At 62.2% G+C, this 11,807-nt stretch carries 13 protein-coding genes; 6 read left to right on the top strand and 7 right to left on the bottom strand.

Features of this window, described 5'->3' with window-relative positions; all coding sequences use genetic code 11:
- Positions 1-59 precede the first annotated feature (59 nt).
- The 6 genes from AB8A33_RS02140 to AB8A33_RS02115 all read left to right on the top strand — a co-directional run bounded on the left by AB8A33_RS02140 (position 60) and on the right by AB8A33_RS02115 (position 5,768).
- Entirely contained in the window at positions 60-311 is a 252-nt protein-coding gene (locus tag AB8A33_RS02140) for a hypothetical protein (RefSeq protein ID WP_068728984.1), read from the top strand.
- A gap of 878 nt (positions 312-1,189) precedes the next feature.
- The gene (locus AB8A33_RS02135) at positions 1,190-2,332 is read left to right on the top strand and encodes a type III PLP-dependent enzyme (RefSeq protein WP_068728986.1); all 1,143 of its coding nucleotides are present in this window, start codon (positions 1,190-1,192) and stop codon (positions 2,330-2,332) included.
- 148 nt (positions 2,333-2,480) lie between these two features.
- Positions 2,481-3,077 (top strand): GNAT family N-acetyltransferase, encoded by a 597-nt coding sequence (locus tag AB8A33_RS02130; RefSeq protein ID WP_439091238.1) that lies wholly within the window; start codon positions 2,481-2,483, stop codon positions 3,075-3,077.
- 54 nt (positions 3,078-3,131) lie between these two features.
- Positions 3,132-3,518, top strand: a complete 387-nt coding sequence (locus tag AB8A33_RS02125) for a RidA family protein (RefSeq protein ID WP_439091237.1) — start codon at positions 3,132-3,134, stop codon at positions 3,516-3,518.
- A 271-nt stretch (positions 3,519-3,789) separates the two neighbouring features.
- Positions 3,790-4,194, top strand: coding sequence for a nucleoside diphosphate kinase regulator (gene rnk / locus AB8A33_RS02120; protein ID WP_116663126.1), 405 nt, complete (start codon positions 3,790-3,792; stop codon positions 4,192-4,194).
- Between the two features lie 128 nt (positions 4,195-4,322).
- Positions 4,323-5,768, top strand: a complete 1,446-nt coding sequence (locus AB8A33_RS02115; RefSeq protein ID WP_439091236.1) for a homospermidine synthase — start codon at positions 4,323-4,325, stop codon at positions 5,766-5,768.
- 81 nt (positions 5,769-5,849) lie between these two features.
- On the opposite strand, the gene AB8A33_RS02110 is transcribed toward AB8A33_RS02115, so the two are convergent.
- The 7 genes from AB8A33_RS02110 to AB8A33_RS02080 form a co-directional block, all read right to left on the bottom strand.
- Positions 5,850-6,590 (bottom strand): acetoacetate decarboxylase, encoded by a 741-nt coding sequence (locus AB8A33_RS02110; RefSeq protein WP_439091235.1) that lies wholly within the window; start codon positions 6,588-6,590, stop codon positions 5,850-5,852.
- A gap of 80 nt (positions 6,591-6,670) precedes the next feature.
- Positions 6,671-7,009 (bottom strand): hypothetical protein, encoded by a 339-nt coding sequence (locus tag AB8A33_RS02105; protein ID WP_439091234.1) that lies wholly within the window; start codon positions 7,007-7,009, stop codon positions 6,671-6,673.
- 106 nt (positions 7,010-7,115) lie between these two features.
- The gene (locus AB8A33_RS02100) at positions 7,116-7,832 is read right to left on the bottom strand and encodes an MgtC/SapB family protein (RefSeq protein ID WP_315843938.1); all 717 of its coding nucleotides are present in this window, start codon (positions 7,830-7,832) and stop codon (positions 7,116-7,118) included.
- A 97-nt stretch (positions 7,833-7,929) separates the two neighbouring features.
- The gene (locus tag AB8A33_RS02095) at positions 7,930-8,949 is read right to left on the bottom strand and encodes a WD40 repeat domain-containing protein (protein ID WP_439091233.1); all 1,020 of its coding nucleotides are present in this window, start codon (positions 8,947-8,949) and stop codon (positions 7,930-7,932) included.
- Positions 8,949-9,989, bottom strand: coding sequence for a CobW family GTP-binding protein (locus tag AB8A33_RS02090; protein ID WP_439091232.1), 1,041 nt, complete (start codon positions 9,987-9,989; stop codon positions 8,949-8,951). The genes AB8A33_RS02095 and AB8A33_RS02090 overlap by 1 nt, the downstream gene beginning before the upstream one ends.
- 55 nt (positions 9,990-10,044) lie before the next feature.
- Complete coding sequence (locus AB8A33_RS02085) at positions 10,045-10,926, bottom strand: metal ABC transporter substrate-binding protein (RefSeq protein ID WP_439091231.1); 882 nt, start codon at positions 10,924-10,926, stop codon at positions 10,045-10,047.
- An 11-nt stretch (positions 10,927-10,937) separates the two neighbouring features.
- Positions 10,938-11,807, bottom strand: a complete 870-nt coding sequence (locus tag AB8A33_RS02080; RefSeq protein ID WP_439091230.1) for a metal ABC transporter permease — start codon at positions 11,805-11,807, stop codon at positions 10,938-10,940.

Genomic DNA, 11,807 nt, shown 5'->3' with positions numbered 1-11,807 from the left:
GTGCTTGCCGCAGCAGGCTTTTTCGGAGAGATTGCGGCCCGAAACAGGACCTTGAGATTATGACCACCTCTACAGCCCCCCGCCGCATCTACTGGCCCAGCGTCATCACCGTCATCTCGGCGGCGATCCTGATCGGCGCGGAAGTGTTCGGTGCCGCCTTCGCGGGCGGCTGGGCGCTGTCGATCCTGTTCGGCCTCTCCACCACCGGCGAGCACATCCTGCAGGTCTGCCTGTTCCTGTGCGGCGTCGCCATCATGGTCGCCTTCCTGCGCACCGCCGCACGGATCGAGCCGTTCACCCGCCGCGGCTGAGAGCTGCGCGCCCGCGCAGCTCCACTCTCCGGCTTCCTCACACTCAACTGTCATCGCCCATCCAGGCGCGCAATTGCGTGCTTGAATTGGGCGCCCCAGCGACCGGCACGGTTCGCGATTCGTCGCCGGCTACAGCGTTTACTGGATTCTCCGCTTTCGCGGAGGACGGCAACCGAGAGCGAGATGACAGCAGGACGAGAGGACGACTACAGGACCATGACGCTGGTGTAGTTCAGCACTCCACGCCAGCCTTAGACTACGCCAATTCCTTAACCGAACTTAACATCCGTTCATGTTGAGCGCGCGGAGTGCGTCTGGTTTGCAACGCTGCGGGATGGTGTTGAATAAAATGCCCCACAGCCCAAAAAAAATGTTGCGTGCCAGGGTCAAAGAACCTATTTCCGGTCTTGCCCAATTTCGCACGTGCCTGTGGTCGTGTGTCAGTCGGTAGGTATCCGGACAAGAGGCCGGACAGCCGCCAAGGGATGAAGAAGCCGAGGGTCGTTCGCGGAGTTTTGCGAAAGGCCAGCATCTCTCTCCAGAGATGCCGTTGAAGGTGACTTTGTTCTTTGCAACCGTGACTGGCAGCCGGAGGCGAACCGGCGCACCTCGTTCTCAACGGGGGACGCGACTTAAAGCAACGACGGAGCGGGCTTTTTTGGTCTCTGCTGGCTTTCCAACAGCCAGCGCGAATACCGAAGAGGCTTGTCCTTCATTGCCAGGTGTGCGGTAGGGTCACTCCCAACCAATCCACGGCAGCACTTACGGTCTGTACTTTTGGCTTTGTCACGCCTCCATCGCGTGCCTGGGTCCGAAAGCGCTGAACCGTCATCATTTTTTGAACGTGACCCTTTCGCGGGGCCGTTTGGGAGAGTGCTATGACCGAACGTATCCAGGAATTCCTCCGCGCCCGCCGCAACGAGGGCACCGATGTCGAGCCATGCCTCGTCGTCGACCTCGAAGTCGTGCGCGACAACTTCCAGAGCTTTGCGAAGGCTTTGCCCGACAGCCGCGTGTTCTATGCGGTGAAGGCAAACCCGGCGCCGGAAGTGCTGTCGCTGCTGGCCTCGATGGGCTCGTGCTTCGACTGCGCGTCGGTGCAGGAAATCCAGATGGCGCTCGACGCTGGCGCCACGCCGGACCGCATCTCCTTCGGCAACACCATCAAGAAGGAACGCGATATCGCGCGCGCCCACGCGCTCGGCATCGGCCTGTTCTCGGTCGACTGCGCCGCTGAGGTCGAGAAGATCGCGCGCGCCGCTCCCGGCGCCCGCGTGTTCTGCCGCATCCTCTACGATTGCGCCGGCGCCGAGTGGCCGCTGTCGCGCAAGTTCGGCTGCGATCCGGAAATGGCTGTCGACGTGCTGGATCTCGCCAAGCGTCTTGGCCTGGAGCCCTATGGCATTTCGTTCCATGTCGGCTCGCAGCAGCGCAAGGTGAAGGCATGGGACCGTGCGCTGGCGATGGCCTCGTCGGTGTTCCGTGACTGCGCCGAGCGCGGGATCAACCTGTCCATGGTCAATATGGGCGGCGGCTTCCCGACCAAGTACCTCAAGGAAGTCCCGGCGGTCGTGCAGTACGGCCGTTCGATCTTCCGTGCGCTGCGCAAGCATTTCGGCAATGCGATTCCGGAGACCATCATCGAGCCGGGTCGCGGCATGGTCGGCAATGCCGGCATCATCGAAGCTGAAGTCGTTCTGATCTCGAAGAAGAGCGACGAGGACGATGTGCGCTGGGTGTATCTGGACATCGGCAAGTTCGGCGGTCTCGCCGAGACCATGGACGAATCGATCCGCTACGCCATCAAGACGCCGCATGACGGCGCCGAGATGACGCCCTGCGTGCTCGCTGGCCCGACCTGCGATTCGGCCGACGTGATGTATGAGAAGCTGCCATATCCGCTGCCCGTGACGCTCGAGATCGGCGACAAGCTGCTGATTGAAGGCACCGGCGCCTATACTTCGACCTACTCGGCAGTGGCGTTCAACGGCTTCCCGCCGCTGCGCACCTTCCATATCTGAGCGTTGCATATCTGACTTCGCTCACTATATCCGGCCCCTACCCCGGATATGACTAATCGGAGAGCCGGCCCGCCGGCTCTCATCCCGTCACCTTCCAATTCTGGATGACAACACTCCGTGTGAAAAACGGAGTGGGGACCGACATGCCATGACCGATCTGCACGAGACCGCCACTAACAACACTGTTGCCCTGCCCATCGCAGCCCCTTCGTACGAGATCCGTGCGGAACGTGGCTCCGACATCGCCGCCCGTGAATCTCTGCTGGATGTGTGCTTCGGCGCTTCGCGCCATGCCCGCACCTGCCAGCGACTGCGTGACGGACGACTGCCCGCCGAAGGCCTGGCCTTCTCGGCGGTGGTGCAAGGCAGGCTGGTCGGCACGATCAGGCTTTGGCATGTCGATGCCGGGGGCCGAGCCGCTTTGATGCTCGGCCCCCTGGCAGTCGATCCGGGTGCCCGCGACCTTGGCCTTGGCGCCGCGTTGATGAATCACGCGATCGCCGAGGCCTCGGCGCGCGGCCACGGCGCCGTCGTGCTGCTCGGCGATGCGCCTTATTACGCCCGCTTCGGCTTCATGCCCCGGAAAATGACCGATCTGGCGCTGCCCGGCCCGTTCGAGCGTGATCGCCTGCTCGGCCTCGAACTGAAGCCCGGAGCGCTGGATGGCGCCCGCGGCATCATCTTCGGAAGCGATAAATGGGTCCGCAAAGCTGCTGAGCCTGCCGATCTGGCCCACGCAGCTTGATTTGACCATCAAGACACGGCATTTCGGGGCTCACCTCTGCAGGAGAGCCTGGTAATGACACGCAAACTGATTTCCACCGGATCGCCATTCGAAAAGACCGCTGGCTACAGCCGTGCGGTGGTCGACGGCGATTTCTGCTTCGTGTCCGGAACCACCGGCTACGATTACACCACCATGATCTTGCCGGCCGACGTCACGGCACAGGCACAGAACTGCTTCAAGACCATTGAAGCAGCGCTGAAGGAGGCCGGCTTTACTATGGCCGATATCGTGCGTGCGATTTACTACATCACCGACGCCAGCGACGCCGACAAGGTGTTCGCGGTGACCGGCACCCATCTCGGCGAGATCAGGCCCGCCGCCACGCTTCTCGTGGTCTCCGGGCTCTACAAGCCCGAGATGAAAGTCGAAATCGAAGTCACCGCCAAGCGGCGCAGCTGATCGTCAACCGCGCTTCAGACACACCCATTGGACGTCGCTGCTATCAACGGCGCCATCGCCGGTTGACTTTCACTGCAGGATACATAGGTTTCGGCCATCATGACGAACCTGCCCCGCAACCGCTTACTGCTCCGCGCCGGTCACCTTCAAGCAGGAATGTGACCCGGGCGCACGCGCGCGTGCCGTCCGGGCTTGTTCGATTTCAGCATCCTCATCATTTCTGGCATGCTCGGGCGCGTTGCGTGCCGGGCGTCATTTGGCTGTGAAACCCATGATCCATTCCCTTCGCACTGAGCTGCCGCCCATCACACTCCGCCGCAGCGACCGTGAGCGTCTCGGCGTACTGGCCGAGGCCGCTGCAGAGAAGTCCCCCGTGACCGCCGACTTTCTGGCCGGCGAAGTTGAGCGCGCGACGATCGTGCCTGACACTCATCCATTGCCCGGGATCGTCGGCATGGAGTCCGATGTGACGTTCCGTGACGATATCAGCGGGCAGGAAAAGCACGTCACACTGGTCTATCCGACCTCCGCCGACGTGGACGCCGGGCGAATTTCGGTATTGACCCCGATCGGAGCCGCGCTTATCGGCCTTTCTGCGGGGCAGTCCATTACATTCGAGACGCCCTCGGGGGAACCGCGTTCGCTGACCGTTCTCTCGGTCGGCATACGGCGGTGAGCTGCATTTAATACCGGCATCGAGATTTCATTCCCGAAATTTCATTCTGATGTCACATCGTCACTGTCCTTTCCCAACCGCGCACGACGCAGCGCGTTCATCTTGATCCTGTCTGGAGTTAGAAGCTGATGTCCTCACCCCCCGTCTCGCCGATCTACGCGAAGATCACTGGCCCCATCGTGATCGTCGGCTTCGGCTCGATCGGCAAAGGCATGGTGCCAATGATTGAGCGGCATCTCGACTACGACAAGTCGCGCATCACCGTGCTCGACCCCAAGGACGAAGGCCGCAAGGCGCTGTGCGACAAGCACGGCCTGCGCTTCATCCAGCAGGGCCTGACCCGGGAGAATTATCGCGAACTGCTAACGCCGCTGCTCACCGAAGGCGGCGGCCAAGGCTTCTGCGTGAACCTCTCGGTCGATACCGGCTCGGTCGATATCATGGAGCTCTGCAACGAGCTTGGCGCGCTTTACATCGACACGGTCAACGAGCCTTGGCTCGGCTTCTATTTCGACGCGTCGAAGGGCGCCGAAGCACGCTCCAACTACGCATTGCGCGAAACGACGCTGGCCGCCAAGAAGGCGCGCAAGCCCGGCTCAACCACGGCCGTCTCCTGCTGCGGCGCCAATCCCGGCATGGTCTCCTTTTTCGTCAAGCAGGCGCTGCTCAATGTCGCTTCCGACCTGAAGCTCAATGCCCCGCAGCCGAAGACCAAGGCCGAATGGGCGGACCTGATGCGGCAGGCCGGCATCAAGGGCGTCCATATCGCCGAGCGCGATACCCAACGCTCCAAGTCGCCGAAGCCGCCGGAGGTCTTCGTCAACACCTGGTCGGTCGAAGGCTTCCTCTCGGAAGGCGTGCAGCCGTCCGAACTCGGCTGGGGCACCCATGAAAAGTGGATGCCGGAAAATGCGCACACCCACGAGGCTGGCTGCGGCGCTGCGATCTACCTGATGCAGCCCGGCGCCAATACGCGCGTGCGCACCTGGTGCCCGACGCGCGGCGCGCAATACGGTTTCCTCGTCACCCACAATGAGTCGATCTCGATCTCCGATTATTTCACGGTGCGCGACGCCTCGGGCACCGCGGTGTTCCGGCCGACCTGCCACTATGCCTATCATCCGGCGGATGACGCGGTGCTGTCGCTGCACGAGATGTTCGGCTCCGGCAAGATGCAGGTGAAGCATCACATCCTCGACGAGAACGATATCGTCGACGGCATCGACGAACTCGGCGTGCTGCTCTACGGCCACGACAACAATGCCTACTGGTTCGGCTCGCAGCTCTCCATCGAGGAGACGCGTGAACTCGCGCCCTATCAGAACGCCACCGGCCTGCAGGTGACCTCGGCCGTGCTCGGCGGCATGGTCTGGGCGCTGGAGCACCCGAACGAAGGCATCGTCGAGGCCGACGAGATCGACTTCGAGCGTCTGCTGGAGATCCAGACGCCCTATCTCGGCCCGGTGAAGGGCTATTACACCGACTGGACGCCGCTCGAAGGTCGCCCGGGCCTGTTCCCGGAAGATATCGACACGAGCGATCCGTGGCAGTTCAAGAATGTGCTGGTGCGTTGAACTGAGTGCTCAGCCTGAATGAGTAACGACGAAGGCGGCAGTGTCAGACACTGCCGCCTTTTTTGTTCGAACCGACACTCGTCACTTCGCCAGATAATCAAACGCCACCTCGCCCAATCCGAGCGTCAGGTCGCACTTGAAGTGCAGCGCTGACACGACTTCTTTGACCGGCAGACGCGCCACATCCGCGAGCGCATGGGGAAACAGGCCGAGTGCCGCAGGTCCGGTCCAGGCTTCCTTGAGATTGATCTCTTCCAGGTGATAGCGCACCAGCTCGCAGATGCGCGGTGTGCCGTCGACATGCGGGATGATCTTGAGAATAAAGTTCGGCACCGTCAGCGCATGCATCACCGTGTTATGATCCACCGGTCGGTGCTTGTAGCCCATGGTGCCTGACGCACACAGCACCGAGCCGTAATGCAGCGTGCCGACCAGCACGTCGCTCTCGACCGCGATCTTCGGCGTCGCGCGCTTCTTCGGAAAGCCCCACAGCTCGCGCCCGCCGGCGATCGGCGCATCGTCGTCGAGATACATCGAGTGGATATAGACGCCCTCGACGCCATTAAGGCGCACCGGGATCGCCTGCCCGGTTTCGGTGTAATCGCCGAAGCCGGTGGAATCCGGCATGCGGATGAATTCGTATTTCACGATATTGTCGACGATTTCGAGCGGCTCCGGCACCACGGCCTGCAGCGCTTCCATGTCGGTGCGATAGCTGATGATGAAATATTCGCGGTCGTAGAATTTGTAGGGCCCGGGCGGAAACGACGGATTGGTCAGCGGCATCGAATAGGCGTTGCGTCGGACGTCATCGATCTTCATTTGCAGCCCCTTGTGATCTCGTTGCCGGGGAGTATGGGGGCGGCATGTGAAATGAGCGAGACTAGATTGCGGGCAGCACCTTACTTCGCCGTGATCGGCGGCGCGACCTTCTCAGCCGGTGCGGGCGGCAGCGCCGGTTTGGCGCCGGCATCACGCGCTTCTGCGTCCGGGCGGGCCGGCTGCGGTGGGATTTCCTGCGGACGCTGGCCAGTTGTCGCCGGCTCAGACGGTGCTGCTGGCTTGCTTTCAGCACCCGGTGTCGACTGCAAGGGTGGCGTCGCCTGCGCCAGTCGCGCCGACGGCGGGGTCAAAGTGAGTCTCGCCGTGGCCGAGGTCGATGCGCCCAATCCTGCAGCCGTCGCCAAGATCGCGATCGCGAAATAAGTCCGGAACACGCGCATCTGGGTCGTCGAGATCATGGCATCCACCGCAGTTAATGTGCGGTGACAACGGGAGCCCGCCGCCAAAGTTCCCGAGCCGGAAAGTCGCAGATCGCCGATGGCGCCTTGGACTTCTTTTGGACGACTAGTCCTTGGTGCTGACGTCCCATGTGGCGTTGCGCACACCCGCATACGCCTCGAGCCGGGCGGCCACGGCATCCAGCTCCTTGGGATCGACGGCCGTCGAGACCAGCGTGGCGACGATCTCCTGCTGGGTGTCGCTCTGCTCGATCACATCGACATCGCCGACCGGATATTTTGCGGCTTCCAGCGTCTCCTGCAGGCGCTCGCGCATCTCGGGTACTACCTCGGGCGAGACCGTGAGCCGCACGTAGTAGGTCACTTCCGACGACTTCGCGTCCAGCGGCGCCCGGTTGATCGCATTCACCAGCGGCCGCAGCAGCGTATTGCCGGCCAGCACGAAAAACGTAAGCGCGATAGCCTGTGCGATCATGTCCGCGCCGGCGCAGGAGCCGACCGCCGCGGAACTCCACAGCGTCGCCGCCGTATTGAGGCCGCGCACATTGGTGCCTTCCTTCATGATGACGCCCGCACCGAGAAAGCCGATGCCGGAGACGACATAGGCGATCACGCGCACCGCGCCATCGGCACCGTGCAGCTGCATCGCGAGATCGACGAAAGCGGCCGCCCCGAGCGCCACCAACACATTGGTGCGCAGGCCCGCGGTGCGCTGGCGATATTGTCGCTCCGCACCGATCAGCGTACCCAGCACAAAGGCCGTGGCCAGGCTGAGCAGCGTGTCGAGGAAGTCGTAAGTCTGGAATGTCGCCAAAAATCGCATGATGCCTGCATGCGTACAGGAAGTGACGGGCGGATGACAATGCCGCCTCGCACCAACCGTCGTGAACTCCCCTCTCCCCACAGGGGAGGTGAAAGAGCTACAGCTCCAGCAATCCCGCGTCGCCGTCCTGATCGGCGAAGGCGAGTAGTGTGCCCTTGGCATTCCAGGCGAGTGCGCTGACGGGCTGCCCCTTGTTGGCACGTACCAGAATTTCCGCGCCATCGGTCATGCGGACCATCAGGATGGTGCCGTCACTGTAACCGGCGGCCAGGATGTCCTGCTTGGGATGACAGGCCACCATGGTGACCTTGGCCTTCAGCGGCGCCAGCATCGCCGGCTCCTTGCCCATCGGGCCGTCCTTGCTGGCGAACGGCCAGATGATGACCGTATCGGCGCCCGATGTCGCCAGACCCTTGCCGCCGGCGCTCCAGGAAATCGAGCGCACGCGTGCGGGATAGCCGGTCATGCGCATGTGCTTGCCGTCGACGAGACGCCAGCCATGCAGGGCCGGCTCATGCATCGCGGTAACCAGAAACTTGTTGTCCGGGCTGAATGTCACGCCGAGATGCGACCCGGCCCATTCCAGTACTTCGGCATTGCCGGCCATGTTGGGAAACCACAGCGTCACGCCGTTGTAGTGGGCTATCGCGAGCCGCAGCCCTTTGGGCGCGAATGCAAGGCCGCCAACGGTCGATGGCACCTCGAAGAATTTCACCTCGCCCTTCGGCGCCTGCACGAAGGCCGTTTTGCCCGCCGACCACGCAACAGCGCCATCGGGATGCAAAGCTACACTGTCGATCCAGCGCCGCTTGGCGTCGGTCGCAAAGGTCGAAACTGCGCCGTCGCGGTCGAGCACGACGACCTTGCCGTCGTCACAGCCCATGACGATGCGCTTGCCGTCGGAGGTCGAGCACAGGATGCCGCCGAATGCGACCTCGACGGGCAACATGGCACCCGCCGGATCGACCAGTGTGACTTTCTCCTCGGCGCCAACGAAGGCAGCCTTGTCACCGAGAAAATGCACGGCCGTGACCGACGCGCCAATGGCCACCGGCAACACGCGGTCGGTGACCGAGACGATGGATTCTTGCTCCTGCAGCGGATTGAAATCGGACATCAGGACGGGATGCAGCGTTCGAAGCCGTCGCGGATCAGCTGCTCGGGCAGATCGCGACCGATGAAGACGAGGCGGCTTTCGCGCTTCTCGCCGTCCTTCCACGGCCGCTGATGATCGCCTTCCAGCATCATATGCACGCCCTGAAACACGTAGCGGTCATCATCGCCGGAGAACGACAGGATGCCCTTGGAGCGCAGGATCTTGCCGCCCTCCTTGGCCATCAGATCCTGCAGCCACGGCATGAATGTCGAGGCATCGAGCGCCTTGTCGGTGCGCAGCGACATCGAGTGCATGTCCTCGTCGTGATAGTGCTTCAAACCACCGTGGCCATGATCATGGTGATGATGGCCGTGATCGTGGTCATGATGATCGTGACCGTCGTCCGCGTTGAGGAATTCCGGCTCGATTTCTAGAATGCGATCGAGATCGAAAGCACCACGCTCCAGCACGTCGGACAGCTTCACCTGCGCGCGTTCGGTCTTGTGCAGCTTGGCATAGGGGTTGATGGCGCGGATGCGCGCTTCGACTTCGGCGAGCTCGGGCTTCGACACGAGATCGATCTTGTTCAGCACGATGACGTCGGCGAAAGCGATCTGGTTCTTGGCTTCCGGCGCATCCTTGAGGCGGTCGCTCAGCCATTTGGCATCGGCCACGGTCACGACGGCATCGAGCCGTGCATGGGCCTGCACGTCCTCGTCGACAAAGAAGGTCTGCGCCACCGGGGCAGGATCGGCGAGGCCAGTTGTCTCGACGATGATGGCGTCGAACTTGCCCTTGCGCTTCATGAGGCCGTCGAGGATGCGCACGAGGTCGCCGCGCACGGTGCAGCAGACGCAGCCGTTGTTCATCTCGAACACTTCTTCGTCCGCGCCGATGATGAGGTCGTTGTCGATGCCGATCTCGCCGAATTCGTTGACGATCACAGCGTATTTCTTGCCGTGATTTTCCGACAGGATGCGGTTCAACAGCGTAGTCTTGCCGGCGCCGAGATAGCCGGTCAGCACGGTCACGGGAATTTTGTTGGCAGTCGCTTCAGACATGATCACTCCGGCGGGGTCTTTTCAGGGCAGCGCCGGCAGCAGGGGTGCCCCTGCGCTAACTGGTCAGCGCGCTCGTCAGCGCCTTTATATTGTGCCTGACCATATCAATGTAAGTGGGTGCATCGCCGTTTTCGGCCGTCAGACTGTCCGAAAACAGCGTTCCGCCGATTTTTGCCCCGGTCTCGGCGGCGATCCGGCGCATCAGCCGGGGATCGGCGATGTTTTCCAGAAAAACAGCCGGAATTTTCGAGATCTTGAGCTGGGTGATGATGACCGCGATATCCTTGGCGCTGGGCTCGGAATCCGTCGAAACGCCCTGCGGCGCAATAAATTCGATGCCATAGGCCGCCGCGAAATAGCCGAAGGCGTCGTGGGTCGAGATCACCTTGCGATGTGCCGCGGGAATGCCGGCGACAGCGGCCTTCACGTCATTATCGAGGACGGCCAGCTTCGCGAGATAGGCCTCGGCGTTTGCCTTGTAGGTGTCCGCACCGGCCGGATCGGCCTTGGCCAGCGCATCGCGAATGTTTGCGACATAGACCTTGGCATTGCCCACCGACTGCCAGGCATGGGGATCTTCATGGGAGTCGAGCTTACGCGGTGCGATGCCCTGGGTTGCGGTGACAACCGTCGCCTTGCCGCCGGATGATTTCACCAGCCGCGGCAACCAGCCTTCGAAGCCGAGACCGTTGACGACAACGAGCTTCGCATCGGCGATCTTTTTCGCGTCCTGCGGCGTGGGTGTGTAGACATGCGCATCGCCATTCGGGCCAACCAGCGTCGTCACAGCTATCCGCTCGCCGCCGACATTGCGCACGAAGTCACCCAGGATGGAGAAACTGGCGACGATGTTGATCTTGTCCTGCGCACGTGCGGGAAGGATCGCATTGAGCAGCGATAGGGCGGCACAAAGGACGAATACGCTGGATTTCCGCATGACTGACACACCTATGCCTCAAGATGCCGGCCGGGGAACAACTGCCTCACCAAGCCACTGACATTGCCGAACAAAATCGAAAATACGTAGAGCACCGCGGCGACCAGAATGATCGCAGGACCGGACGGCACCTTGGTCTGGAACGACAGCACCAGACCGAAGTAACCCGAGATCATCGCGCTCGCGACGGAGATCATCATCATCCCCGTGATATCGCGCGACCAGAACCGCGCGATGCCCGCCGGCAGGATCATCAGCCCCACCGCGAGCAGCGTGCCGAGCGCGTGAAAGCCGTTGACGAGATTGACGACGACCAGCGCAAGGAACGCCAGATGCGCGGGTGCACCGGCGCGCGAGACCGTGCGCAGAAAAACCGGATCAACGCATTCGATCACCAGCGGACGATAGATCACCGCCATCACCACCAGCGTGATCGTTGCGTTGAAGGCGATCACCAGCAGCGTCTGGTCGTCCAGCGCGAGAATGTTGCCAAACAGCACATGCAGCAAATCGATATTGGTGCCGCGCATCGAGACGATGGTGACGCCGACCGCGAGCGAGACGAGATAGAAGGCTGCAAGCGACGCATCCTCTTTGATCACCGTCACGCGCGAGACGAGACCCGCCAGCAAGGCGACGGAAAAGCCTGCAATGAGGCCGCCGAACGTCATCGCGAATAAATTGAGCCCGGAGAACAGGAAACCGATGGCCGCCCCCGGCAGGATGGCATGCGCCATCGCATCGCCCACAAGGCTCATCCGCCGCAGCATCAGGAATACGCCGATTGGCGCGCCGCCAAGCGCCAGCGCAACCACACCGGCCAGCGCGCGGCGCATGAATTCGAATTCGAGGAAAGGCGCGATCAGCGCATCGTAAAGCAT

The organism is Tardiphaga sp. 813_E8_N1_3, from assembly GCF_051811025.1.
Taxonomy (GTDB): Bacteria; Pseudomonadota; Alphaproteobacteria; order Rhizobiales; family Xanthobacteraceae; genus Tardiphaga.
Note: the sequence above shows the minus strand (reverse complement) of the source record. Positions and strands in the feature narration are given on the sequence as shown.